Raw genomic sequence first — 23,895 nt, 5'->3', positions numbered from 1 at the left:
ATCAATCCATGTCCATTTCGCCGCCCTTGCCGAGTTCGGCTTTGAGCGTGAAGCTATTGGTGGTTGCGATACGCTCGCTGCCGGTCAGGCCAGAGGTGATGACGACCTGATCGCCGTTGCGACGCCCTGCCTGCACCGGAACGGCCTTGAAGCCGCTAGGCGTGCGCACGAACACGACCATCTTATTCTCTACCGATTGGACCGCCGTGGACGGCACAGTGATACTGTGATCCCCGATCGAGGGCAGCAGGATCGAGGCCGTGACGGGCTCCCCTACCCGCCAAGTGCCGCCCGCATTATCGAGGGAAGCGATAACCTGAACAAGCCGCGTGGTTTCATCGAGAGCGGGCGACACGAAGGTCACGCGACCTTCCTGCCTGCGGCCGGCCGAGGTGACTTCAACGCGTGTTCCAGGCTTTACCTTGCCGGCGTCAGCCGGTGAGAGTGACGCAGCGATGGTCACGCGCGAGAGGTTGGCGACCCGGTACAGCTCGCCGTCTGCCGCAACCGTCTGACCGAGCGTCGCCGATCGAGCGATGATCTGACCGGAAAGGGGCGAGCGGATCGCCACACGGTTCAGCGCACCCCCGCTCCCGCCTGTGGCCGAGAGCTGCTGTTGGGCGAGGCGGACCGCAATGTTGGCTTCGGTGGCAGCAGTTCGAGCGGCGATGAGATCCTGTTCCGGCGAGACGCGTTCAGCAAACAGACGTTGCTCACGGCGCAGGTTCGATTGTGCGAGCGCAGAGCGCGCGCGCGCGGCTTCAATCTCGGCGTTTAATGAGGCGGCCTCGCGACTTTCAATGATCGCAAGCGCATCGCCACGGCGCACCGATTGCCCGAGGTTACGGGTAAGGGAGACGACACGACCGCCGATCGTCGCGGATACGACCTGCACCCCTTGCGGATCACCCTGAACCAAGGCCGGCAGCTCGATTGCGCCGGCAACGCCGCCAATCGCAGGCCGACCAACTTCGATCCCGGCATCCGCGATTTGCTGGGCCGAAAGGCTTACGGCGTCTTTATCGGCAGGTTTGCCGGCTTCGCCTTTCTCGCCTTCGCCCTTTTCCATCCCTTCCATGCCGGCCATGTTGTCGGCCTTCTTTTCCCCGCCCCCGCCACAGGCAAGCAGCGTCAGGGGAAGCAGAGCGGATAGTACGACCCGCGCGCCGGTCTTCGTCATCATTGGTCCTTCGCCAGTTCGGGAGCGGCAGCGGTCAGCCGCTCAAGCCGGGCCTTTGCATCATGGTAGGTCGCCAGCGCATCGATCGCGGCCGTGCGGGTTTCAGACAGGGTGCGTTCGGCGTCGAGAAGATCGAGTTGGCCGAACTTGCCTTCACGGTAGCCGATGCGGGCAATGCGCGCGGCTTCCGTCGCTGCTGCCAGGACCGGCCCACCCGTGGTTCTAGCGGTCGTCGCGGCATTTGCCACTTCCGCTTCCGCGCTGGCTATCGACTGCCCCGCATCCAGCTCAGCCGCGCGTCGCATCGCGTCCGCCTGATCGCGTTGCGCCCGCGCCTGAACGACCGACGCCCGGCCGTTGTTGAACAGTGGAAGCGGTATCGAGAGGCCGACGACCGCAGCCATATCGTTCGACGCATCGAGCCGGCGTGCGCCGGCATTGACGGTCACGTCGGGGATGCGTTGGGAGCGAGCAAGCCGCACTTGCGCATCTGCCGTCGTCACTGCGGCTCGCGCCGCAGACAATGCCAGCGTGCCGCCCGGACTGGCCGCGATCGAGGGGCCGTAACCTTGCATGCGATCGAACCAGGCAACGTCGAGCGGGCCGGTTACGGGCTGACCAATACGCCGGGCGAGATTGCCCCGCGCGACTTCCGTCAGGCGCTGCGCACGTTCAACCGCAGCTTCGGCATTGATGCGCAACACGTCGGCACGCTGTTGCTCTAGCGGCGATGCCCTGCCCGCGCGTACCCGAATGCCCGCCGCGCGGGCCGCCTCCCCGGCAATGCCGGCTTGCTCGCGCGCAGTCGTGATGCGACGCTCGGCTGCTACGGCTTCGATATACGCCTGTGTTACAGCGAGCCGAATATCGGCCGTAGCAATAACCAGGGCGAGCCGAGCTTGCTCCCCTTGTGCGTTGGCAACACCGACCCGCGCGGAACGCTTGCCGCCAAGCTCGATAGGTAGAGCAACACCGACTGTAGCTTCCGCGCTACGAAGACCGCGATATGCCCCCGAACCCCCAAAATATTCCAGACCGCCATTCAGCGTAGGGTTAGGGCGCAGCCCCGCTACATCGCGCGCCGCACCTGTTGCCCGAACGCCGGCCTGCGCTGCTTCTAGCGACGGTGCTGACGCTTCCGCCAACGCCAGTATTTTTTCTAGCGTCAGTACCGGGGTGACCGTCGCTTCGGAACCGGTTTGCGATTGGGCGTGCGCTACGCACGGAACGACGGCGACGACCGCGATCAGGACGAAGGGCAACCGGTGCCGGAGCTTCATAGGGTAAGTCATTATGACGACGGCCTTGCCGTTGATTGGAGTTCGCGCCGCGCATTGCGGATAATTTCGTAGGCCGAATGCAGGAACAGGAGCGCGATGACGCCGGCAACGACCAGATCGGGCCAAGCCGCACCGGTCCAGCCAACAAGGGCGGCTGCGATGATCACCGCAACATTGGCAATCGCGTCGTTACGGCTGAACAACCAAATAGCGGTGACGTTCGCATCCCCTTCGCGAAATCGCGATAGAACTAGTGCAGCCGTCACGTTCACTATGAGCGCAACGATCCCGATAGCGCCCATCAATTCGGCTTCTGGCGCAATTGCATTCATCGCACGCCAAAGGGCGAAGGCGATGACACCTATCCCGAGCGCGCCAAGGAATATGCCCTGTGTAAGCGCAACCTGAGAACGGGCACGAGCGGTCCATCCCAGCGCAATCAATCCGAGGAGCGAGATGCTGCCGTCCCCGATGAAATCGAGGGCATCGGCCTTCAATGCCTGGCTGTCGGCAAGGAACCCCCCGACGATTTCAGCCAGACCAAAGCCCAGATTAAGCAGAACGACGATCCACAATGCGCGCCGATATGCGGGATCGCGCTCCGCTCGTTTGGTATCACCGGAACAACCGCATGAAGAGGATTCACTTGCACTCATATCGTGCCTCTACGATCTACAGTCACTGTAGGAGCAAGCGGTTTCTAGTGGAGTGGCAACGTGTTGATGATCGGCGATTTGGCAAAGCGGACAGGGACCAAAATCAACACCATCCGATTCTATGAGGAAATCGGCCTCATGCCCGAAGCGCTCCGCACGTCTGGAGGCCGTCGCACCTATGGAGAGGGGCAGGTTCGCCAGCTTGGCTTCATCCGCCATGCCCGGGAACTAGGATTTTCAGTAGATGAAATCCGATCGCTTATTGCCCTGTCTGCCGATCCCGATCAGGACTGCAACCAGGCCGGCGCCATCGCCCGTCGGCATCTCGCCAGCGTGGAGGATCGTATCACACGCCTTGTCGCGCTTCGCGACGCATTGAGTGCTGCAACACGATCCTGCGATGGCGGACGCATCGCCGACTGCCGGGTAATGGAAGCGATTACTGCCGTGCCCAACTAATGCCACGGTTGAACGAGGATAAATATTTCTCTCATGACGCGTGCGACGCGGCTTGGGATGCTTGGGTGTTCCCATTTTTTAATCGTTTACGGACGCGCTGGTAAGCGGCCCGTTCCATTCTTGGATAGCTATGTAGTCGATCAGTAGCCGTGGCGTGGCGGCGTATCGCAGCCGGCTAATAGATAGGGGCGGTTGCCCGCCCCTATCTAGCTTTTAGCCGTGCTTCATGCCGCCCTTGGCATGATCGCAGCAGTCAGCAGCCTTGGCTTTTGCGCCATCCTTGCAGCAGTCCGCACCGTCCTTGCAGCACGCCATGTCGGCGCAGCAATTGGCGACAGCGGCGAATGCGCCAGTCGACAGGGTGAGGGCGAAGGCAGCGCTGATGAGCTTGAACTTGGTCATGATATTCTCCGAAATTTACGTGTGATGGTGTTCGACGTCACACGGTTTGCGGAGGGGGTGTGGCCGGAGCGTATGCCATGCCCAAAAGGCCGGTCTGTGGAGCCGGCCAAGGCGATAGACGGGAGGACGGAACCAGCCCGACATGCTCTACGGTTTCGCCGGCAACCGCAACGCACGGTATGGCGCAGGCCGACGCAGGGGCCTTTTTGATGGGAGCGCCTGCTGATTTGCTGGCGCAGTCCATCATAGCGGACGCAGCCGGAGGCGCGGCCATCGCCATCGTCTCGCAGAGCGGGCCAAGCCGGACCAGCAACATCACCGCCAGGACGAAAAACGCCATGGAATGCAATATCTTGGAGAGTGGGCGAGCCCGGCGTTTCATTGGATGCGTCTAGAAGCCCACTCAGTGATGCACAATGTCGAAGGTGGCAGAGGATGGCGCTAGGCTGGTTTTCCCCTTTTATCTCAGATTCCCGATTCACCATCGTTTTCGGGACAGCGGCGGACGGCAGCTCACAGTTGAACCCGCCGTTCGGCGAGGCCCCGTATTTGGCTGTTTTGTCCCATGCGCCGTAAGGGCGGCCCCTCGCCCGAGCGAGGAGCCGACAGGTCAAATCTCGGTGTTCTCGGCGAGGGCAAGTGCGTCTTCCACATCGATGCCGAGATAGCGGACCGTGTTCTCGATCTTGCTATGGCCGAGCAGGATCTGGACAGCTCGCAGATTGCCGGTTGCCCTGTAGATGATTGATGCCTTCGTTCGGCGGAGCGAGTGCGTACCGTATTCACTTCGCATCAGACCGACCCCTGTCACCCATTCATCGACAAGCCTGGCGTACTGGCGAGTGCTGAGATGCCCATCACGATCGACTCGACTGGGGGTCCACCGTGCCGCCCCGCCGCTCCAGCCAAGCCAGCAGGCTGGCGCGAGCATCTGGAAGTAGCTCGAACTGAACCGGTCGGCCTGTTTTCTGCTGCATGACAATCGCTCGCGTTCGGACTTGCCCGCTGCTGACAAGGTCGCCGATCCTCATCTGCACCAAGTCGCAGCCTCGGAGTTTGCTGTCGATCGCCAGATCGAACAGCGCCCGATCTCGCAGGCGTCGACGCTGATTGAGATAGAACCGAATTTCCCAAATCTGCTTCGGTTTGAGGGCACGCTTCGCACCGACGGTTCTTCCGGCATTCCAGACTTGCCGCTTTGTGACGGTGCGCTCGGTTTCAGGCATCTCCATGATCGTTCTCCAATGGCCAGATCGGCCATCGGAAGAACGCTTGCGGGTATGACGGTCTGGTATTGCTCGGGGGCCTATGCCGACCAATTGTGGACTTTCGACGACCCGGGGGTGACCGCGTCCTATGGGCCGGTTAGATTAAAAGGCTAGTGGCGATCGGAAGTCGATCAGCCCCAAGGAGAGCCCGGATGCTTTTTCACACCATGGTCGGATCGAACGACATTGAACGGTCGAAGCGCTTCTACGACACGGTGCTCGCCACTTTGGGGGCAGGCGAAGGGGCGCGGAACATCGCCGACAGCGGCCATACGCGGCTGATCTATAATAATGGCAACGGAACCAACTTCATCGTCAGCCAGCCGATTAACGACGAACCGGCAAGCGTCGCCAACGGCAGCACCGTCGCCTTTTCGTGCAACTCGCCTGAACAAGTGAAGCAGCTTCATGATACCGCGGTCGCCAACGGCGGCACCTCGATCGAAGCCCCGCCCGGCCCGCGCAATACGGCATCGCTGGGAACAGTCGAACTTGCCTATTTTCGCGACCCAGACGGCAACAAATTATGCGGAATTCATTTTCCTGCATGATCTGTCCAACACGGGTTCGCTTTTTACCCTAGCGGACCCGGATTTTGCGATCGCGCGAGTGTCCGCTTCCCACCGTTTTCCGCGATAGCGGCTCTCGACCAGATATTGCCGTTCGCCAAGTGTGGTGCGAACGTCCGGATCGGGCATTCGCGGACATTCCCGACCCCAAGACCCTTTCTCAAATGCCGTCCGTCGGAAATTGGGCCTGCCGCGCATATTCTGACGCTGAGATATGGCAGGGTCTGATCGCCTCCCGATCGGCAGTTCCCATCGCGTCGATCATAACAGAACTCGACATCACGCGGGCGACTGCGGCCGCCCTGTCCACCCAGGGACGCTCGGACGCTCTCGGAAAATTCATCGGTTTGTCCGGGATCGATCCGGATTGACGGGAACGCGAGTTGCCTGAACAAGTGCTGCTGGAATAGCGACTTAACCCAGCCGCGAAAGACGGCATCTGATCAGGGCAACAAGATTTGGCAACGAAAGCGATTGGGAACGAACCCGAGGATCAGGCGGCGAGCGGGGCGATCGGCATTTCCCGGCCAACCGGCTCTCACTAACCGAGACCCCGGCATGACCGAGGTGGAGGCTCAGGAAGCGCAGCGCGAAGCGACGGCAACGATCCGCGGCTACATGTATCAGTTCGATGCGAGCATTCTCGCCGTGCTTGGTGCGACCAAGTCCGAGTCGATCACTGTCGAGGGAGTCGAAGACTTCGACGTTCTCGCCGACGAGATTCAGACCTATGGACAGGTCAAGTACTACGAAGCGCAAAAGCTCACGGATTCGACTTTGCGCGACGCCATCCTGCCGATGATTACGGGGTTCCTTCGCTATCCGGCGGACGTTCGCCTCCGAAAAAAATACGTCCTCTACGGCTACTTCAAGGACTCGGCTGGCGTAGCGACGTCCTATGGGCTTGCCGATATGCAACGCGTGCTCGTCCGCGCCCAGTACGCGGTCGATCCCGCGACCGGCAGTCGCGTCAAAACTACGATCAATCTGCAAACCGACTTGGGAGCGTCGGACGAGGATCTGGCCGTCTTTTGCGGCCGGTTTACGGTCGTTCTCAGCGAGCCGTTCGACATGCACCGAGCACGGGTCATTGAAGCGTTGCGCGCCGCGCTCGAGGTTGCCGAGGACGAAGCCAGTTTATACAGTTATCCGTCGGCGTTCTCAGCAATGGCATCGCTCTCGGCTGCTTCGTCGAAAGCCGCGCGGACCACGACGCGGAAGGACTTCCTCCAGCAGATCCAGCCCAACGTCGCCGTTTATTCGGCTTGGGCGCTCCGCAGGGAAAGCGAAGCGGCCTACTGCAAGTTGATCCGCGAAGCACACTTTGCTCGCCTCAATGTCGAGAATCACGACCGCTTCTTCATCATCGATCTGCCCGACACCGAAACCCTGGATATGCTGATCACCCTCGTGCGGCACATCATCGGCGGATGGAGTAGCCACAGGTCGAAGTCCAAACCGGCGAAAGAACGCTACGCGCCTTTCTTCTTTTTTCCCGGCATCGACCCCGCGGATCTCGTTGAGCTAAAGAGCCGGCTGATAGGCGAGAGTTACCGGATAACAGACGGCTACGCCTTCTTTGGGGCGCCATTCACCACACAGCAGCTCCTGCTCGCTCAGACGGCGTTTGAGCCGATCGCGGCCCGCATCGTCGGCGACGCCGCGCAGTTAGCCGCCGCGCTCGATGCATCGGTGCGCCGCCGGCTCGTTGTCCAGCTTCATGCCGGTAAACCGCAGGCGATCAACGCGAAGTTTCGGCAGATCTCGGTGCCGGTGCGCAGCGCTGCGATGGCTATGAAAATTGTATAGGGAGCAGGTGGGATGGACGAGAGTGAGATCAATGCCGAGGTCGTTTCGGTATTCCCGAACAAGGTGCGTATTGCAGTCAACGATCTCCTGTCGTTCGAGATTGCAGGACAGTCGCTGCGCGTCGGATCGTTCCTGAAGATTTCCGACAACGATAATGTCTCGCTGATCTGCATCATCGAAAGCTTTTCAATCGAGATGCGGGCGAAGGGCGATGATCACCAGCGCGTCTATATGATCGATGCCTATCCACTCGGCACGCTCAATGGGGGCACCTTTCGGCGCGGCGGCGACGAACTTGCAATTCCGCCTAAGCGGGTTGTACCCGCGACTCGCGAAGAAATTGCCGCGATCTACGCCAACGCTTTCGAGGAACAGCAACGGTGCTGCTTCTCCTCGCTCACGCGGCAACGGGATGTGAAGGTTCCCGTCCACGGCGACCGTTTCTTCAACAAGCACATCGCCGTTGTGGGTGCGACGGGGTCGGGAAAGTCGTCTAGCGTGTCCAGAATTCTGCAGGAGGCATCGGCCGCGAAGTCGCACGGATACGCCGGGCTCAACAATTCGCACATTGTCATTTTTGACATCCACGGCGAATATGCATCCGCCTTTCCCGCGGCCAAGCTGCTGTCTGCCGACGACATCGTGCTCCCCTATTGGCTGCTCAACGATGGCGAGATGGGCGACATGTTCCTTGAGTCGGGTGACAGCAACAATTACAATCAGGAAGCGCTGCTCCGGACGATCATCACGCATTGCAAGGAGATGGCCAACCCGGGGGTCGCGAAAGTCAATTTCGACAGTCCGCTGAAGTACGACATCGCCCATCTGCAGACTTGCTTCGCCAATCTCTCGCGGGAGACGAAGGATGCGAACGATCCGCTCACGATCAAAACCAAGGATGGGAACTCGGTCACCTATGCGGACGATCGCGCGCGTTTGACCGCCTATTGCACTCAACCGGTGGACTTCGCCTTTAAAGCCACAGGCAAGATTAACAACGGTCCCTACGCCGATGGCACGATCGATAAGTTCGTCCGGCGGATATCGGCGAAGATCAACAATTCGCGGCTCGATTTCATGTTCGGTCCAATGGCTGCGCAGGCGACGCTTGAAGACGTCATCCGTCAGATAACCGGCTATGAGAAGACCTCGAGCGCCAACGTCACCATCCTCGATTTGAGCGGCATACCATTTGAGGTCCTCAGCATAACCGTATCGTTGGTGACGCGACTTCTGTTCGATTTTTCGTATCACGCACGCCGTCAGACCGGCAAATGCGAGACGCCGTTCCTGCTCGTGTACGAGGAGGCTCACAAATATGCGCCCCGCAGTGATCTCGCGCGTTTTAAGGCTTCGCTGAACTCGATTGAACGAATCGCCAAGGAAGGTCGAAAATACGGGGTCAGCCTGATGATCTCGAGCCAGCGCCCATCGGAGATTTCGGAGACGATCTTTTCTCAGTGCAGCAATTTCTTGGCGATGCGCCTGACCAACCCGGAAGACCAAGCCTATGTGAAGCGCTTGCTGCCGGACACGCTCGGCAATCTGACCGCAGGGCTGCCCGCGCTTGAGCAAGGCGAGGCGCTACTCATCGGCGATGCAGTTGCAATGCCGTGCGTGGTGTACATCACCGAATGCTCGCCAAAGCCGTCGTCGAACGACATCCGCTACTACGAGATCTGGAAGAACCCTTGGCATACGGCAGGCGTTTCGGACAACTTTGACCATTGGCTGAAGTAAGTGGTCATCTGGGATTAGCACCGGATCGCGTGACATCGACCAGGCTCCTCATCGGTCCGATCGTGGTGCCCCGCGATCATAGTGCTCAGCGTCCGAACGAATGTCCGCTTTCTTGGTTTTTGGGTTGAGTCCAGTTGTTCTCCATCGCCAACGGCCCTGACATAGGGGAGGGGTTGCGCGCTCCGGAGAATGGTCGGTTTGGGCGTAACCGGACCTTCCCGCTCGCCGCGGAGACCGGCAGAAATGTCCCACATGTCACCGTTTAGCCAGGACCAGCCGGAACCGACGGGTCCGTTCTGCTAAGATGAATGAACGGCCGAAATTGGGAAGCGGGAAAGGCGGCCTGGATGGCCGGTTGTGGGTCAAAGCCACCCGTTAGCTCGAGCAATGCGACCCGCTTCGATCCGGTTGGCGGCGCCAAGTTTCGCTGCCGCTTCGGACAGGTAGTTGCGCACTGTGCCGGGCGACAGCGACAGGCGCAGACCGATCTCCCGGTTGGGCAATCCTTCCTCGGCGAGGCGCAGGGCGTCGCGCTCGCGATCGGTCAGCGGGTCGGGGCCTGCCTCCCACGCTTCGGCGGCAAGATCGGCGTCGATGGCCCGTCCGCCGCCACGAACGGTGCGGATCGCGGTGGCCAGCCGTTCGACGGGCGTATCTTTCAGCAGATACCCGCGCACGCCTGCCGCTCGCGCACGGGCGAGGTAGCCCGGGCGGGCGAAGGTCGTGACAATCACGACGCGAGTGCTGAGGTGCTCGGCCGACAGCGCGGCGGCCACGTCGATGCCGCTGCGCCCCGGCATCTCAATATCGGTCAGCAGGATGTCAGGCATGTACTCGCGGACCAGCGCCAGTGCGGTATCGCCGTCCAGCGCCCGCCCGACGATCGTCATGTCGCCCTCCAGCGTCAGCAGCGACGCGATGGCGCCCATGACCATGGCCTGATCCTCGGCGATGACGATCCGGATCACGGCGCGCCCACCGGGACACGAGCGGCGACGCAGGTGCCCGATCCCTGCTGGGCCACGTCCAGCGTCCCGCCCGCGGCAGCGAGACGCTGGCGCATGCCGGTCAGGCCGTGCCCCTCGCGAAACGAACCGCCGCGGCCGTCGTCGACGATCCGCACGCCGGCGGTGGTGTCGTCGGTCGTCAGTTCGATGCGGCAGCTGCCGGCGCCGGCATGGCGGATGACGTTCGTTACCGCCTCGCGCACGGTCATCGCCAGCACCGCACCGGCATCGGGGGGAATGTCGCGGATGTCACCGGTCACGCTTGCGACGATCCCGGCGGCTTTCAGCGCCTCGCGCGACGATTCGAGTTCGTGGCCGAGGCTGCCGCCCGCCGTACCCGACAGCGCGGAGCGGACATCGGCCAGCCCGGTGCGGGCGATGTCGGCGACCGCGCGCATCTCCGCCTCGGCCGCGGCGGCATCCGGCCGGGCCAGCTTTGCGGCCAGGTCGGCGCGCAGCGCGATCAGCGTCAGGGTCCGGCCGACGACGTCGTGCAGGTCGCGCGCCATGCGTTCGCGCTCCGCCGTGCCCGCCAGGCGACGCACTTCCTCCTGTGAGGCGAGGAGCGCCTGCGTCCGCCGATAGAACGCCTCGCGCGAAAAGGTGCCGAACCCGGTCATCATCGCCAGCAGCACGCCCGGCAACCACCACAGGGTCATCTGTCCCAACGCGATGCCGACGGCGCTGATGACCGCCGCGATCGTCAGGACCGCCGCGATTGCGCGCCGCGGCGGCTGCAGATAGCCGACCATCGCTGCCGCATAGATCGGGAACACCGTCCAGCTGCCGCCGAACGGCGCCAGCGCGCATCCGATCAGCAGGATGATTATGGCAGCGATGATCCGCGCCTGCTGCCCGGCGCTGTAGCCGAGCAAATAGACTGGCAGGAACAGCGCGATGCCGGCGACCGACAGGATCAGCCCGGTTTCGTCCGGCGCCCGCCAGAACCACGGCATTGCGTAGAATGGCAGATAGGCGAGCCACGGCAGCGGCCCTTCGATCCAGCTTCTGCGCGATGTGGCCGACATGCTGGCAGCGTCGCGTGAGGACGGGGGCGTCGTCAAGCAGGGTTCCGCCGCCAGCCGGTCCATGCCCAGGCCGCCGCGGCGACCGTCATCAGGACAGTGATTGCCGCGTGGACGGGCATGCTGCCGATCGTGTCCGCCCCGACGATCCCGCGCGCCAGCTGTCCGAGATGATAGGACGGCGCCACTTCGCCAATCGCGCGCATCCAGCCGGGTAGCATCGTCGACGGGATCCAGAGGCCGCCGACAACCGCTGACCCGAGGAATAGCGCGTTCGCGATGGCCACCGCGCCCTTGCCGCTCATCCGCATGCCGATTCCAAGGCCGATCAGCCCGAACGGCAGGGTGGAGGCGAAGTGGAGGAGCGCCAGCGCCAGCCACTGTCCGGCGGACAGGCGCACCCCCGCAAGGATCGCCGCAAGGTAGATCAGCGCCACGGCCGCGCCCACCGCCGCCACCGCCGCGACCAGCTTTGCCGCGACGAACGCCGCGGCAGGCAGCGGCGACACGCGCTTCAGTTCGATCAAACCCTGCTCTCGCTCCATTGCGACGCCTGCACCGAAACCGAACAGGGCCGGGCCGATCGCGGCAAATACGCCGTACCCCGCAAGGCTGGCGGCAGCGGCGGCCGGAGAAGGCGAGGTGCCGATCGCCAGCGTGAACAGCGCGTAGAAGGCAGCGGGGGTCAGGATCGTCGGCAACAGGAACTGCGGCAGACGCCACGATCGCTTGAGTTCGGCGACGGCTTCGCGGCGCCAGATGCCGGCGGGCAGCAGGGCGGTCATGCCGCGTGCCTCCGGTCGGGGGAGAGCAGGGTCGCGATCGCGTCTTCCAGTGCTGCGTCGGCGATGCGCAGCTGGGCGAGCGCGGGATCGGCGGCGCACAGCGCGCGTACCGTCGCGGTGGCATTGGCGGTCACGATCCGCTGGTCACCGCCCTCCGCCCCGACCTCGCGCACGGCGGGGAGCGCTTGCAGGATCGTCGGCGAAAGGGCTGTGCGACAGCGGATGACCGACCCGCCGGCACGTGCGCGCAGGTTCGCCGGGCTGTCGTCGGCGACGATCCGGCCATGGTCCATCACCAGCACCCGGTCCGCCAGCGCATCGGCCTCTTCGAGATCGTGGCTGGTCAGCAGGATCGCGGTCCCGTCGTCGGCCGCACGGCGCACGGTCGTCCACAGCGCTTGCCGCGATGCCCGATCCATCGCCGCGGTCGGCTCGTCAAGCACCAGCAGCGCGGGGCGGCCGCAGATCGCCAGCGCATATTGCACCCGCCGCGCCTGTCCTCCCGACAGGGTACCGCACCGCCGCTTCGCCAGATCGGTCAGACCCGCGATCTCCAGCGTCTCCGCCACCGGACGCGGATCTGCGTAATAGCCCGACTGAAGCGTCACCACTTCGAGGACGGTCAGCACGTCGGGCAGGCCGGATGCCTGCAACATGACGCCCATCCGCATCCGCGCCGCCGGGCGCGCAGGGTTCAGCCCGAACAGGGTCGCGCTGCCGCTGTCGGGTTGCAGCCGCCCGGTCAACAGCCCAACGGTTGTCGTCTTGCCGGCGCCGTTCGGCCCCAGGAGCGCGGTCACCTCGCCCGCGCGGATGGCGAGCGAAAGGCCATCGAGCACGGCCGTGGCGCCCAGACGCTTGGATACGTCGACCAGGGCGGCGATGGCTGAAAGATCGTCATTCATGGCTGAAACTCCCATCGTCATGACCGGGTGATGCGCGATGCGGCTGCACGCTTGCAGTGCCGGCCGTCATGCCGCCCGGGTGACAATTGTCATGGGAGGGCGTCACATGAATGAACGACCAATCTTCGGCAGCAGGCTGAGCACCGGCAGCGTCCGATCTTGGGTCGACGCGACCAGAAAAATTGCATCCGGCTGCACACGGCAGCCGGACAAATCAGTCTAAAGCGCATTCGAAAAGCTTGATGCTTTCGGCGACAGAATGCCGGCTGTCTGCGACGGCACGCGGCACGAGATACTGTGGCCCACCCTCTCCGCTTTCGATCGTGACGAACCGGGCAAACCGCCCGTCGTCAATCCATTCAGCAACGTCGAACGCTGCCGAAGAATCGTCAGCCAATGACCGGCGAAGCCCATCCATCTCGTCGAATGAGCGGACGAAGCGAAGTTCCTCTACCTCCTCAATCAAGTACAGGGGATACCCAAATATCGCAGTGAAACTTACCTGTTCGGTCGCCCCCGAACGGGCCATACCGAACTCGGACAACGCTAGTCGCGTTGGTGCGCACGCACCTTCGGGCAAAACCGCTAACATCGCAGCCAAATTGTCAAACACCTTCATCCTCGAGCCTCCGTCTTCTAAACGGACCGATGATATTGATGCCGCCGCCCCTGCCCTCACGGCCGGCCGAAGGTATGCCGCGGGTTCGAAGGCATATTGCAAACCGGCGCGAAAGCGCTGAAACCCTCCCTTGCCTCCCCGAGAGTGGAGGTGGGGCGTCAGAACCCCAGGAAGGAACCCGCTGGTCGTGCTTCACGGCCGGGTGGCGGGCGCGCATGTCCAAGGCTTCGGCCTAAAGGTGTCCGCGCCTGTTGGGTTCCTGCAGGTTCTGAACATCCGGCCTACGCCGCGCCCCTGAACCAAACCGGGGGTGCGCAATGAACGGAATAGAACGTCGAACTGTCCAGAGCTTGGTGTCGGCCGCAGCGATGATAGTCTGGGTTGGCGGATGTGGACGACCATCGTCGACTCAGATCGGCAACACCAGCGAAGCGGCAACTTCGGCATCGAACGCCACAGCCAACGAACCATCCGCCACCGCGTTAGGTCCGGACATGTTAAGCACGGTCGGCGTGAGCGGCGACCCGATTACGACGGTCCAAGCACAGCAGGGACTATTCGCCATTCAGAACGTCGACGGGATCGATACGCTGACCCTGAATGGTAAGCCTACGCGCTTCACAGCTAGCGGTACCGATGCACCGCAGCCGATCGCCGCCAATTCCGGCATCACGCTAGTCGGCGTGTTCGAACTCCCGGAAGAGAGTGTCGCGTGGGTAACTATCCTGGGCGGAACGGCATGCCCCGGAACGCACATCCTCGTGAGCGCAAGAGGAACCGGTGGAAGCGCTGGGGTGAGGCAGGCGTGTTCACGCGGATGATGGAAGGGCTGGCGGCGGCAGGCGCCGAGCCGAAGACGGTTATGATCGACGCCACCTACCTGAAGGCGCACCGCACGGCATCGAGCCTGCGGGTAAAAAGGGGGGCCTTGGCCGCCTGATCGGCCGCACCAAGGGCGGCATGAACACCAAGTTCCATGCCGTAGCCGATGCGAACGGACGCCCCTTGAGCTTCTTTATGACCGCCGGGCAGGTCAGCGACTACACCGGTGCGGCCGCGTTGCTGGACGACCTGCCGAAGGCTCAGTGGCTGCTAGGTGACCGCGGCTACGACGCCGACTGGTTCAGGGATGCGCTCCAGGCCAAGGGCATCCAACCCTGCATCCCAGGGCGGCGGTCCCGCAACGAGCCGGTCAGGTACGACAAGCGCCGCTATCGGCGACGTAGCCGCATCGAGATCATGTTCGGCCGCCTCAAGGACTGGCGCCGCGTCGCAACCCGCTACGACCGCTGCCCGACCGTCTTCTTCTCCGCCATCGCCCTCGCTGCCACCGTCATCTTCTGGCTGTAATCAACGAGTCCTGACCCTAAGGGCCGCCCCGGTAGCAGCAAGCACCAAGCCGGCAGTTAGAAGATAGGCCATTTTCGCTCTCCTTTTGCCATCCCGATCCATTCTGATCGGTGAAGCCAATCCTTACGGACGATGATTCTACAACGATGGTTCAGCGTGTCGGTTCAGCTGAACTCCGGCCGCAAGGCGCGTGCGTGCAGGCGGTCCTTCACGTCGAGACGCAACCGCTTCAGCCGAAATAGCCGCAAGGTATCGGGCATGCGTCGCTTCATCTCGACGCGGATCTGCTCATCCAGCCGGGCATGCAACTGGGTCAACTTGTGAGAAAATATAGGCAAAGCCGCTCTCCAACCAACGATTGAACGATCGGATCAGTCGCGATGAAAGGAGGCAAACAGGCCAGGCCTAGACATCGAGATAACCCGATGCGGTCCGACATCACGTTCGTCCTGAGACGACCGCCAGAGGGGCCCGGCCCGCTCCCTCAAGCTAGGGTTTAGCCGGTCAAGGTCAATAGGAGAGCAAATGGATTTGCACGAGTTGACATTAGGACACGGGTCCCCGATGTTACTGGCATGTACGCTCCTGCGACACATAAGCGTTTCCGCGACCACGCCGGCCAACTCGCCGCACGCGCTTAGCCCGAGCTCGCGGCCACTGCCGCTCGAGTTCGGGCTTTATTCGATCTGACCTTTGGGACGCGTTCTGCGCGCCCATGATCTCGAATAAGTGGAAACCGTGTAGTGGAAAACCAAGTCTCGAAATCCGATGATTTGTGTCAGGATGACCGTCAGCATCAAGCTGCCAATCCAGCACCTCAACCTTTCTTGCGGATGCGACCACAAAGTTTTTTCTCGAACAAATTCGATCTGGAGATTGTAGAAGACTATTCTAAGGCTGATGCCGAAGCCCGGCAGAATGAAGGTAAGGACTGGCTGAGCCGACTTATGGAGTTCAACCTGTTACTTTTAATCGTTTTGGTTGGCGTACCGGTGCTGGTATATTGCGTCTTATCCTCTGCACTTTAGAACACGATAAGATACCGCCTTCGCGTCGCAACCGGGATCGTGGATAAAGGCCTCTGGGTCGTCCCACTGAAGCCTCGGGTAAATGACAATATGTCAGGCGCCCGAGGACCGTTTAAGTACGATAGCGCTGAATGCGAGCGAGTTTCTTTGTGACATTGCAACGCGTAAGCTGATCGGCCGTTGTGGAAAAATGGCAACGAATACCTTACCCCAACGGACCGCGTTCGATCTGCCGCATCTCGCGGTGCTGCTGACAGCAGCGCTTCAAATTCTAACGCCTCTTTTACCGCAGATTGGGATCGGTGAGCCTATCGGATCCCGGTCTCTGGCGGTCCGAACCTTGATAACCCCGGCAGGCTGGGCATTCTCGATCTGGGGCGCGCTCTACCTCGGAGCCACGGTGTTTGCTGTTTATCAGGCCCTGCCCGCACAGCGCCAAAATGCATTGCTTCATCGCCTGCGCTGGCCGGCAGCGGGCGCATTTTTGGGGAACGCACTCTGGGCTGCTTACACACAGCTTTACGGGTTAAGCTTCGTATCGGTTCTGATCATTACCTTCACGCTGACGTGCCTGATCATTGCCTATCGTGCCCTGTCGAATGCGGCGGTGTCGAAAACCGCGTGGTGGTGTGCGTACCTTCCGTTGAGCGCGCTCGCCGCATGGTTGACCGTCGCTACCACCGTCAACATCGCAGCTAGCCTGAGGTATCACGGCATGGAGGGCGGTGCAGCCGCGCCGGTAATCGGTGCAGCGGTGATCGTGATTGCTGGACTCATCGCGGCCAACGTGCTGGTCCGAGGACGTGGCAATCTGCCGTACGCAGCTGTTTTCCTTTGGGCTCTTGCTGCTATCTTCGCTGCAGGTGGCCAAGCTGTAGGACCTATTGCCGTAGCAACCGGCGCTGCCGCGATCCTCGTTATTTCAGGCTTGGTCGCTGGCTACTGGCGCAGGGTATATGCGTCTGGTTCGATTACAGGTTGAACCTAAATCCGTAGCCGAGACCTAGGGTGAATTGGGTCCGGCGCCCACGTTCGCGGACGAGAGGTGAATCGCCTGCGTTCTGACCTAGTTGATCCAGGCCAGTGAAAAGCGTGACGGCGCTTCGCCGGCTCAGGGGACGAATTACGGTACCGCCTACACCGTAGGACAATAGTCCGCCTGACGCAGAATACGGTCTAAGCCCGGACCGTTGCGACTGGACCGCATCGATGCCGAAATACGTCTCGATATACTCGCGGCTTGCCAGCGTTGCGCGAGGCCCGACGTTGATGATGGTCCGTCCCCGGCGCGCTTGGTAAGCAACTGACCCGTCGGCGACAACGCCGTCATGTCCGCCGAAGCCGCGACGAACCTCGATCCGTCCACGCCATGGCCCAGCCCGTTTCTCGATAAAGCCTCCCACCTCAACAGCTGCATCTACGTCGCCGAGGCCGCGTAGCGCGTCACTCCCGCCTGTAATGAGGAACGGCGATCCCCCGCGCTCCTCATCCCGCCCAAAGCGGAGCTTGGCGAGCGGTCCTGCCTTCCACCCGTCGTGGTTCACCACGTTCCAGCCCAAACCGTCAGGAATTGAGGCAAAGATCACGTCCTTGTAGTTGATCCGCAAGTCGGGGAAAATCGCCAAGGCCATGTCTCGCGAGCCTTGCCATGCAGGACTGAGGACTGGCGCGACGCCAACGGTAATGCTCCATCCGGCAGTGCCTGCCTCCAAAGGCCGACCTGCAGGCGGACCTGGCCTCGGGTCAGTTTGCGCGAAGCAAGGTTGAGCAGAGACTAGCGCGATGATGGCTAAAGCGGCGCGCATCTTGATCCCTTTTTTTGACGATGTTGGTAGACGGCCGGACGGTCATAATCAGCAGCCACCTTATCCCTGTGCGTCTTAAACGCCAGTCCCAGTAAGCGGAGTACGGCTATAACCACAGCGTGTGACCGGTCCGCTCCCAATGCCGGCGGACGCGTTCAAACTCATGCCGAGACAGCCGCTCGCGTTTTCCACAAGGACCAACCGACGCCGCAACCTAGGATCGCAAAGGTGACCGCCAACGACGCTGCGGGCGGAAATTTGGCGAGCCCGAAGATGTCGGCAACGAAGATTTTCGAGCCGATAAATACCAGCAACGCGGCCAAGGCGTATTTAAGGTAATGGAACCGGTCGACCATCGCGGCGAGCGCAAAATAGAGCGCGCGTAACCCAAGAATAGCAAAGATGTTCGACGTGTAGACGATGAATGGATCCGTTGTGATCGCGAAGATGGCCGGCACGGAATCGACCGCAAAGATGACGTCAGCGCATTCGATCATGACCAGAGCCATTAGTAACGGCGTAGCGATCCGGCGCATGCGCCCAGTTGCCGGGTCCTGCTCTTTCACCCAGAAACGTTCGCCGTGAAGTTGGTCGGTAACCGGCATGCGCTGGCGAACCCAACGTAAAACGGGCGAACTGGCTACGTCATATTCCGTGTCGGCAGTCAGCCACATCTTGATACCGGTGAAAACCAAGAAGGCAGCAAAGACGTACAATACCCATTCGAACCGATCGACCAATGCCGCACCAAAACCGATCATCACTGCACGCAGGACAATGACACCCAGGATGCCCCAGAACAATACACGGTGCTGGTGGATGCGGGGGATGGCGAAGTAGCCGAAGATCATGGCGATGATGAACACGTTATCCATCGCAAGGCTCTTCTCGATGACGAAGCCCGTCACGTAGTTAAGGCCGGCAGTCGGCCCGATATACCACCAAATCCATCCGCCGAACGCCAGTCCCAGCGTGATGTAACCTGCTGACAATGCAAGGCTCTCGCGTACCCCAATTTCCCGTTGTCCGCGGTGCAAGACACCCAGATCGAGGATCAGCAACGTTGCGACGATGCCGAGAAATGCCAGCCACATCCAGACAGGCGTACCAAGGAATAATAAGGAGAGCAGCTCAGGCATGGGGACCTCTGACAAACGTGATGACGTGGGGCGGGATCAGCGATCAGGAGGGCAGGTATCTCGCGGTGGTGCGAACAAGCGACCTTCCAGGTGCAACTCAAAGCGCTTCAATTGCAGCAGAATTGGAGAAATTGGAGTTCGGCGCGCCATCGCGATACGCGCGCGCTCGTCCAACTGCTGATGCAGTTCGGCGAGTCTGTTGGTTTCCATGCTCAGAGCCTCTTTTCAATCGGTGATCGAAAGATCGGATCATCAACGACGACAGGAGGCAAAGTGGCCAGGCCTATATCGAGATAACCCGATGCGGTCCGACATCACAATCACCCGAGGGAAATTTTCAGAGGGGCCCGGCCTGCTCTTTCTAGATAGGACATGGCTCCCGGTGATCAAGCTGTTTCACTGTTTGATAATTACTGTAGTCGGCACTCAAACTGCCGCACTTCCCTTCCCAAAATATTACGCTGACCGGAAAAAGGGATCGGTCGAAAACACTTGCTTCTCGACACTCAGTTTGGCGATCCGCAAGCCTGAAGGCCATTCGCCAAGCCATGAGCCGCAACGTACCCGCCGGCAGGTACTCTGCTTGCGGCAGGCAAGCCGTGCGGCTTATGTCGCTACCGCTGGTGGGGGGAAATGAATGGCGAATGGCAGTAGCAGCCGCGGAAACTCGGTGGTCGGCGAGCGCTGGCCGCTCTTCTGGGCAGGCTGTGCGGCGATCAGCGTTGGCGTGGCCCTTCACTTACCAATGCTCGCGATGGCCCATACGATGGGCAATCACCTGTCGGGTATGCCTATGGACGGATGGATGTACCTGGGCATGGCGCTGATCGGTATCGGCGTGCCGGCAGCTATATTTGGCGCTTTACCCAAGAAACGGCCTGATCATAGGGCAGCCGTTGGCGTCGCATATGAAGCGCCCGATGATACCCCTCTGACGCGGTCGCATGCTGCCGTTCTGCTGGTGCTTACCCTCGGGCTCATAATTGACACTATGAAGCCAGCAACGCTCGGCTTCGTGCTGCCCGGCATGCGTGGCGAGTATGGGCTCGCCAAATCGACCGTTGCCTTGTTGCCGTTCGTTGCCCTTACGGGAACGACGGTTGGCTCGTTTCTGTGGGGGTGGCTTGCGGACATCTATGGTCGGCGTGTGTCGATCCTGTTGTCGACCATCCTGTTCGTCTCGACTTCGATCTGCGGAGCTATGCCTTCCTACAGCTGGAACCTGGTCATGTGTTTTCTGATGGGGTGCTCGGCTGGCGGCATGCTGCCCGTCGTCTACACCCTGTTGGCAGAGATCATGCCTCCGCGGCACAGAAGCTGGGTCCTTGTGCTGGTTGGTGGCACGGGACTGGTCGGTGGCTACCTCGCAGCTAGCGGTGCAGCGCATCTGTTCGAGCCCCTGTTCGGCTGGCGTAGCTTGTGGCTGCAGGGGTTTCCCACCGGTTTGCTGCTGCTTGCGATGGCAAGGTGGATACCTGAGTCTCCACGATTTCTGTTGGAACGGGGCATGGACGCCGAGCTAGCTGACATGGCTCGAAAGTTCGGCATCGTCAGGCGTGCGCCACAAGCCGCGCCAGCGGACGCTGGCAGCGCCGCGGCTCACCACCGCGAGTTGACCATCGCCCTGGTGATCACGGCTCTTTCCTGGAGCTTCGTCAACTTTGGCTTGCTGCTATGGTTGCCTTCCGATCTCCAGGATCGAGGCTTCAGTGCCGAGATTGCGAGCGGCATCATCGCCAGCTCAGCACTCGTTGCCCTGCCCACGATCATGATCGCGGCCTTCCTTTACAGCCGGTGGAGCAGCAAGCGCACCCTGATAGGCACTGTGCTTCTCACACTCGCCGGGCTTGCCGGAGCCCTACTGCCGGCACCTACGCTGGCTTGGCCACCCCTGCTGATCGCTGTGATCGCGTTGCTGGTGGTTGGCACAAACGGATTGATCGCCGTGCTACTTCCCTATGCAGCCGAAAACTACGCATTACGCGTCCGTGGACGCGCTACTGGGCTTATCGCGGGGAGTAGCAAATTTGGTGGCGTTGCTGTCCAGCTGGGCGCCTTCGCTGGGCTGATCCCGACGATGGGGGGCGCGGCAATCTCGCTAATTGTACCAATGACGCTGTCAGCGGTACTGATCGGGCGCGCAGGGAGAGAGACGCGGGGCCGCAGCTTACGCGAGCTGGAAGCAACGGCTTAGGGTCAGGACTCGTTGATTACAGCCAGAAGATGACGGTGGCTGCGAGGGCGATGGCGGAGAAGAAGGCGGTGGGGCAGCGGTCGTAGCGCGTAGCGACGCGACGCCAGTCCTTCAGACGACCGAACATGATCTCAATGCGGCTGCGGCGCCGATAGCGGCGCTTGTCATACAGGACGGGCTCGTTGCGCGATTTGCGGCCTGGGATGCAGGGCTGGATGCCTTTGGCCTGGAGAGCGTCTCTGAACCAATCCGCGTCATAGCCGCGGTCGCCAAGCAGCCATTGTGCCTTGGGGAGGTCATCGAGCAGCGCTGCCGCGCCGGTGTAGTCGCTGACCTGGCCTGCGGTCATGAAGAAGCTCAGCGGGCGTCCGTTCGCATCGGCGACGGCATGGAGCTTGGTGTTCATGCCGCCTTTGGTACGGCCGATCAGGCGGCCAAGATCCCCTTTTTAACCCGCAGGCTCGATGCCGTGTCGGCGCCTGCCGCCGCCAGCCCTTCCATCATCCGCGTGAACACGCCTGCCTCACCCCAGCGCTTCCACCGGTTGTAGAGCGTCTTGTGTGGCCCATAGGCGCTGGGCGCAAAGGCGAAGAGCGAATTGTCGTCAAACTGATTGCCCTACCGGAGGGTCCGCGGGTCAACGCGGTTGAATACGCGGCACGTGACGGGGCACCGATATCAACACCAGAGTTCGCACGCAGTGTTCTGGCTAAGTACGGCGAACCAGTGAACGACGATCCGAACGAGTTCCGCTGGTGCGTCGTGAAAGCGCCTGACTGTGAAGCCCCGAACGAAGCCAAATTCCCTGTCTTATCCGCTTGGCCGCACGCCCGTCAGTTGGAACTGCTCGGTAACGATTCCGGTCGAGACGAGGCGTTGGCGAAACGCTTTGCCGCCGACGTCGACCGGCGGAAACCTGCGGACCAGGTCCCTGCGTTCTGAATGTTTGACGCCCCAGCCGCTGCACGCGGCTGGGGTCCTTCAATATGCTTTTTTGTTTGGGTCCGAAGACGTTCCAGGGGCGAGGGCCTATTGCGCGGTGTTCGCCCGAAGGTTCGCCGTCACAAACGCCGAAACATCCTCGCGCAAATAGCGCACGGTGCTACGGCTCAGTTTTACATACCGTGGCCCTTCTCCGGTGATACGCCACCGCTCGAGCGTTCGCTCAGTCAGGCCGAGCATCGCCGCTACTGCCTTCGGCATGAGCAGCTTGGGCACATCAGCCTCCGCCTGCTCCATCGCAGTGGCAATGGGATCGGCGTGGGTGGTCGGTGGCTGAACAGTCTCGATCGCGCCTGCTGACGACCGGTTGACCCCGGTCGGGTACTGCTTGAGTTTGAACTTGCGGATGCCGGTCATGGACGCGTTCCTAAAAAAAGAACGGCCCCGGGATCGTATCCGCGGGGCCGTCAGGTTTACAAAGATGATGCAGTGATCAGACGCCTGCCGGCAGCGCCAAATTCGCAGCTTCGACCAAGCGAGCCGGTGCCAGATGCGAGTATCTGGCAGTCATTGCGGTCGACGCATGACCGAGCAACTGGCCAACTTCGTATAGGCTGCGTCCCTGCCCCACCAATCTCGAGGCGTATGTGTGCCGGAGTTGGTGGAGCACGAAACTACGATCTATCCCGGCCCGCTCTTTCACCCGCATCCAGACCTTCTTGAGGTCACTGATCGGCTTCGACGGATCGGCACCGGGAAATACCCATTCGCTTTCCCCCTGGGGCACCCGTTGGAGAATACGGATCGCTGCGTCTGAAAGGGGTATGTGTCGGGTTCGCCCACTCTTCGATGAGGCTGCAGGTACCGTTAGGATACGCCGATCTATGTCGACGCGCTCCCAACGTGCACCGAGCACCTCTCCGCGTCGCGCGCCGGTTGCCGCCAACAGCGCAATCGCACACGCTGCGGTGCGGCTAGGCTCGACATCCAGCGCTCGGAACAGCGCGACCAGCTCCGTATCCGTGAGAAATTGCTCTCGGTTATGCTCCCTCTGCATCTGCGCGCGCTGTGCTGGATTGCGGCCCTCAAACACCTCCCAATGCAAGGCGATGTTGAACACCCTTTTTATGAAGGCGGTGTACCGGTTTCGAGATGCCCCTGACAGGCCTTCGCGTGCCAACCTCTCCTGAAATTCAGCCACATCGCCAGGACGTATCTGGTCGAGATAGCGGCTTCCCCATGCTGCCTTCAGTCGTAATCGGAAGAAGCTTTCCTGGTCGCGGTACGAGCGGAGCTTCCCCTTGATGTACGGTAGGTAGCGCCCTTCAACGAACTCGCCGAACGTCGGTACCGATCGTAACCGATCCCGCTCGGCAGCGGGATCGCCGCCGAGGGCCGCCATCGCCTTGATCTCTTGCGCGCGCTTGCGAGCTTGATCGAGCGTGACGTCACCGTGGCGACCGATCCGAATTTCGCGCTGGCGGCCGCGCGCATCATTGTAACGGCAATAGTAGGTAACCTTTCCGGAGGATCGGACCTCCATAAGAAAGCCAATGAGCTTGTCGTCGAACAGGCGCAGCTTCGCCTTACCCTCCGGCACGGCCGGCGGGTTCGACGCCAAGCCGCGGGTCAACGCGGGCATGACGGTAATCTCCGATGATAGAGGGCGACGCCCGGCGATCAGCGCGGGGCGACAATGTACTGTTGCGGGGCGCTGTCGGACTTTGCGCGCA

Annotated in this window: 23 protein-coding genes and 3 pseudogenes; 9 read left to right on the top strand and 17 right to left on the bottom strand. The window is 61.5% G+C overall.

The genetic code is table 11. The annotated features are described in order from the left end of the window. Position 1 precedes the first annotated feature (1 nt). The 3 genes from ASE67_RS02060 to ASE67_RS02050 are packed head-to-tail and all read right to left on the bottom strand — an operon-like array spanning position 2 to position 3,116. Complete coding sequence (locus ASE67_RS02060; protein ID WP_156340141.1) at positions 2–1,183, bottom strand: efflux RND transporter periplasmic adaptor subunit; 1,182 nt, start codon at positions 1,181–1,183, stop codon at positions 2–4. Further along, on the bottom strand, positions 1,180–2,460 hold the full coding sequence (locus ASE67_RS02055) for a TolC family protein (RefSeq protein ID WP_055756911.1): 1,281 nt from the start codon (positions 2,458–2,460) through the stop codon (positions 1,180–1,182). The genes ASE67_RS02060 and ASE67_RS02055 overlap by 4 nt, the downstream gene beginning before the upstream one ends. An 11-nt stretch (positions 2,461–2,471) precedes the next feature. Further along, complete coding sequence (locus ASE67_RS02050; protein WP_041394289.1) at positions 2,472–3,116, bottom strand: cation diffusion facilitator family transporter; 645 nt, start codon at positions 3,114–3,116, stop codon at positions 2,472–2,474. A 66-nt stretch (positions 3,117–3,182) separates the two neighbouring features. Here ASE67_RS02050 and ASE67_RS17630 point away from each other — a divergent pair, with 66 nt between their 5' ends. Then, positions 3,183–3,575, top strand: a complete 393-nt coding sequence (locus ASE67_RS17630; RefSeq protein ID WP_081974598.1) for a MerR family transcriptional regulator — start codon at positions 3,183–3,185, stop codon at positions 3,573–3,575. A gap of 213 nt (positions 3,576–3,788) precedes the next feature. Here ASE67_RS17630 and ASE67_RS02045 read toward each other — a convergent pair whose 3' ends face one another. After that, positions 3,789–3,977, bottom strand: a complete 189-nt coding sequence (locus ASE67_RS02045) for a hypothetical protein (protein WP_041394287.1) — start codon at positions 3,975–3,977, stop codon at positions 3,789–3,791. A gap of 610 nt (positions 3,978–4,587) precedes the next feature. Further along, positions 4,588–5,209: pseudogene (locus ASE67_RS02035) on the bottom strand (tyrosine-type recombinase/integrase). A 188-nt stretch (positions 5,210–5,397) separates the two neighbouring features. Between ASE67_RS02035 and ASE67_RS02030 the strand changes: the two are divergent. The 3 genes from ASE67_RS02030 to ASE67_RS02020 all read left to right on the top strand — a co-directional run bounded on the left by ASE67_RS02030 (position 5,398) and on the right by ASE67_RS02020 (position 9,363). Further along, positions 5,398–5,796, top strand: a complete 399-nt coding sequence (locus tag ASE67_RS02030) for a VOC family protein (protein ID WP_039097455.1) — start codon at positions 5,398–5,400, stop codon at positions 5,794–5,796. A gap of 576 nt (positions 5,797–6,372) precedes the next feature. Then, positions 6,373–7,623: a hypothetical protein gene (locus ASE67_RS02025; RefSeq protein ID WP_055756326.1), complete on the top strand. Its 1,251-nt coding sequence runs from the start codon at positions 6,373–6,375 to the stop codon at positions 7,621–7,623. A gap of 12 nt (positions 7,624–7,635) precedes the next feature. Further along, positions 7,636–9,363, top strand: a complete 1,728-nt coding sequence (locus tag ASE67_RS02020) for an ATP-binding protein (RefSeq protein ID WP_055756324.1) — start codon at positions 7,636–7,638, stop codon at positions 9,361–9,363. Positions 9,364–9,725: 362 nt separating this feature from the next. On the opposite strand, the gene ASE67_RS02015 is transcribed toward ASE67_RS02020, so the two are convergent. The 5 genes from ASE67_RS02015 to ASE67_RS01995 all read right to left on the bottom strand — a co-directional run bounded on the left by ASE67_RS02015 (position 9,726) and on the right by ASE67_RS01995 (position 13,704). Continuing rightward, positions 9,726–10,331 carry a response regulator transcription factor gene (locus ASE67_RS02015; protein ID WP_055756319.1) on the bottom strand — a complete coding sequence of 202 codons (606 nt, stop codon included), beginning with the start codon at positions 10,329–10,331 and terminating at the stop codon, positions 9,726–9,728. After that, positions 10,328–11,398, bottom strand: coding sequence for a sensor histidine kinase (locus tag ASE67_RS02010; RefSeq protein ID WP_200922144.1), 1,071 nt, complete (start codon positions 11,396–11,398; stop codon positions 10,328–10,330). The genes ASE67_RS02015 and ASE67_RS02010 overlap by 4 nt, the downstream gene beginning before the upstream one ends. Before the next feature lie 32 nt (positions 11,399–11,430). Beyond that, the gene (locus ASE67_RS02005; protein ID WP_055756317.1) at positions 11,431–12,180 is read right to left on the bottom strand and encodes an ABC transporter permease; all 750 of its coding nucleotides are present in this window, start codon (positions 12,178–12,180) and stop codon (positions 11,431–11,433) included. Beyond that, a complete protein-coding gene (locus ASE67_RS02000) occupies positions 12,177–13,085 on the bottom strand; it encodes an ABC transporter ATP-binding protein (protein ID WP_055756314.1) in 909 nt (302 codons plus the stop codon). The genes ASE67_RS02005 and ASE67_RS02000 overlap by 4 nt, the downstream gene beginning before the upstream one ends. Positions 13,086–13,299: 214 nt before the next feature. Further along, positions 13,300–13,704, bottom strand: a complete 405-nt coding sequence (locus ASE67_RS01995; protein ID WP_055756312.1) for a hypothetical protein — start codon at positions 13,702–13,704, stop codon at positions 13,300–13,302. A 772-nt stretch (positions 13,705–14,476) separates the two neighbouring features. Between ASE67_RS01995 and ASE67_RS17625 the strand changes: the two are divergent. After that, a pseudogene (locus ASE67_RS17625) lies at positions 14,477–15,054 on the top strand (IS5 family transposase); the annotation flags it as partial. Positions 15,055–15,218: 164 nt separating this feature from the next. On the opposite strand, the gene ASE67_RS17620 reads toward ASE67_RS17625, so the two are convergent. After that, positions 15,219–15,371, bottom strand: a complete 153-nt coding sequence (locus ASE67_RS17620; protein WP_327196655.1) for a DUF465 domain-containing protein — start codon at positions 15,369–15,371, stop codon at positions 15,219–15,221. A 426-nt stretch (positions 15,372–15,797) separates the two neighbouring features. Between ASE67_RS17620 and ASE67_RS18030 the strand changes: the two genes are divergently transcribed. Together ASE67_RS18030 and ASE67_RS17615 are read left to right on the top strand one after the other, a co-directional pair. Next, entirely contained in the window at positions 15,798–16,082 is a 285-nt protein-coding gene (locus ASE67_RS18030; RefSeq protein WP_156348463.1) for a hypothetical protein, read from the top strand. Between the two features lie 190 nt (positions 16,083–16,272). Continuing rightward, on the top strand, positions 16,273–17,064 hold the full coding sequence (locus ASE67_RS17615) for a hypothetical protein (protein WP_082456890.1): 792 nt from the start codon (positions 16,273–16,275) through the stop codon (positions 17,062–17,064). Here the strand turns inward: ASE67_RS17615 and ASE67_RS01980 are convergent. The 3 genes from ASE67_RS01980 to ASE67_RS18025 all read right to left on the bottom strand — a co-directional run bounded on the left by ASE67_RS01980 (position 17,054) and on the right by ASE67_RS18025 (position 19,236). Then, positions 17,054–17,887 (bottom strand): MipA/OmpV family protein, encoded by an 834-nt coding sequence (locus tag ASE67_RS01980; protein ID WP_268795343.1) that lies wholly within the window; start codon positions 17,885–17,887, stop codon positions 17,054–17,056. The two genes, ASE67_RS17615 and ASE67_RS01980, sit on opposite strands and share 11 nt — an antisense overlap. A gap of 161 nt (positions 17,888–18,048) precedes the next feature. Further along, a complete protein-coding gene (locus tag ASE67_RS01975) occupies positions 18,049–19,026 on the bottom strand; it encodes a TerC family protein (RefSeq protein WP_055756308.1) in 978 nt (325 codons plus the stop codon). 36 nt (positions 19,027–19,062) lie between these two features. Continuing rightward, entirely contained in the window at positions 19,063–19,236 is a 174-nt protein-coding gene (locus ASE67_RS18025) for a hypothetical protein (RefSeq protein ID WP_156348462.1), read from the bottom strand. Between the two features lie 427 nt (positions 19,237–19,663). Here ASE67_RS18025 and ASE67_RS01970 point away from each other — a divergent pair, with 427 nt between their 5' ends. Continuing rightward, complete coding sequence (locus ASE67_RS01970; RefSeq protein WP_055756306.1) at positions 19,664–21,220, top strand: MFS transporter; 1,557 nt, start codon at positions 19,664–19,666, stop codon at positions 21,218–21,220. Between the two features lie 16 nt (positions 21,221–21,236). On the opposite strand, the pseudogene ASE67_RS17610 reads toward ASE67_RS01970, so the two are convergent. Beyond that, positions 21,237–21,802: pseudogene (locus ASE67_RS17610) on the bottom strand (IS5 family transposase); the annotation flags it as partial. A 144-nt stretch (positions 21,803–21,946) separates the two neighbouring features. Between ASE67_RS17610 and ASE67_RS18020 the strand changes: the two are divergent. Next, a complete protein-coding gene (locus ASE67_RS18020; RefSeq protein WP_156348461.1) occupies positions 21,947–22,162 on the top strand; it encodes a hypothetical protein in 216 nt (71 codons plus the stop codon). A gap of 87 nt (positions 22,163–22,249) precedes the next feature. Here the strand turns inward: ASE67_RS18020 and ASE67_RS18430 are convergent, their stop codons facing one another. Further along, entirely contained in the window at positions 22,250–22,579 is a 330-nt protein-coding gene (locus ASE67_RS18430; protein ID WP_200922143.1) for a helix-turn-helix transcriptional regulator, read from the bottom strand. A 76-nt stretch (positions 22,580–22,655) separates the two neighbouring features. Beyond that, the gene (locus ASE67_RS01955) at positions 22,656–23,804 is read right to left on the bottom strand and encodes a site-specific integrase (RefSeq protein WP_055756300.1); all 1,149 of its coding nucleotides are present in this window, start codon (positions 23,802–23,804) and stop codon (positions 22,656–22,658) included. Between the last annotated feature and the right edge of the window lie 91 nt (positions 23,805–23,895).

Source organism: Sphingomonas sp. Leaf23 (genome assembly GCF_001421585.1).
Classification (GTDB): Bacteria; Pseudomonadota; Alphaproteobacteria; order Sphingomonadales; family Sphingomonadaceae; genus Sphingomonas.
The sequence above is the reverse complement of the archived record's forward strand: the minus strand, read 5'-3'. Positions and strand labels throughout refer to the sequence as shown.

Bases quoted from the DNA above. Each gene is read 5' to 3' on its own strand.
- ASE67_RS02060 (WP_156340141.1), bottom strand. From the start codon at position 1,183: ATGATGACGAAGACCGGCGCGCGGGTCGTACTATCCGCTCTGCTTCCC.
- ASE67_RS02055 (WP_055756911.1), bottom strand. From the start codon at position 2,460: ATGAAGCTCCGGCACCGGTTGCCCTTCGTCCTGATCGCGGTCGTCGCC.
- ASE67_RS02050 (WP_041394289.1), bottom strand. From the start codon at position 3,116: ATGAGTGCAAGTGAATCCTCTTCATGCGGTTGTTCCGGTGATACCAAA.
- ASE67_RS17630 (WP_081974598.1), top strand. From the start codon at position 3,183: ATGATCGGCGATTTGGCAAAGCGGACAGGGACCAAAATCAACACCATC.
- ASE67_RS02045 (WP_041394287.1), bottom strand. From the start codon at position 3,977: ATGACCAAGTTCAAGCTCATCAGCGCTGCCTTCGCCCTCACCCTGTCG.
- ASE67_RS02030 (WP_039097455.1), top strand. From the start codon at position 5,398: ATGCTTTTTCACACCATGGTCGGATCGAACGACATTGAACGGTCGAAG.
- ASE67_RS02025 (WP_055756326.1), top strand. From the start codon at position 6,373: ATGACCGAGGTGGAGGCTCAGGAAGCGCAGCGCGAAGCGACGGCAACG.
- ASE67_RS02020 (WP_055756324.1), top strand. From the start codon at position 7,636: ATGGACGAGAGTGAGATCAATGCCGAGGTCGTTTCGGTATTCCCGAAC.
- ASE67_RS02010 (WP_200922144.1), bottom strand. From the start codon at position 11,398: ATGTCGGCCACATCGCGCAGAAGCTGGATCGAAGGGCCGCTGCCGTGG.
- ASE67_RS02005 (WP_055756317.1), bottom strand. From the start codon at position 12,180: ATGACCGCCCTGCTGCCCGCCGGCATCTGGCGCCGCGAAGCCGTCGCC.
- ASE67_RS02000 (WP_055756314.1), bottom strand. From the start codon at position 13,085: ATGAATGACGATCTTTCAGCCATCGCCGCCCTGGTCGACGTATCCAAG.
- ASE67_RS01995 (WP_055756312.1), bottom strand. From the start codon at position 13,704: ATGAAGGTGTTTGACAATTTGGCTGCGATGTTAGCGGTTTTGCCCGAA.
- ASE67_RS17615 (WP_082456890.1), top strand. From the start codon at position 16,273: ATGGCAACGAATACCTTACCCCAACGGACCGCGTTCGATCTGCCGCAT.
- ASE67_RS01980 (WP_268795343.1), bottom strand. From the start codon at position 17,887: ATGCGCGCCGCTTTAGCCATCATCGCGCTAGTCTCTGCTCAACCTTGC.
- ASE67_RS01975 (WP_055756308.1), bottom strand. From the start codon at position 19,026: ATGCCTGAGCTGCTCTCCTTATTATTCCTTGGTACGCCTGTCTGGATG.
- ASE67_RS18025 (WP_156348462.1), bottom strand. From the start codon at position 19,236: ATGGAAACCAACAGACTCGCCGAACTGCATCAGCAGTTGGACGAGCGC.
- ASE67_RS01970 (WP_055756306.1), top strand. From the start codon at position 19,664: ATGGCGAATGGCAGTAGCAGCCGCGGAAACTCGGTGGTCGGCGAGCGC.
- ASE67_RS18430 (WP_200922143.1), bottom strand. From the start codon at position 22,579: ATGACCGGCATCCGCAAGTTCAAACTCAAGCAGTACCCGACCGGGGTC.
- ASE67_RS01955 (WP_055756300.1), bottom strand. From the start codon at position 23,804: ATGCCCGCGTTGACCCGCGGCTTGGCGTCGAACCCGCCGGCCGTGCCG.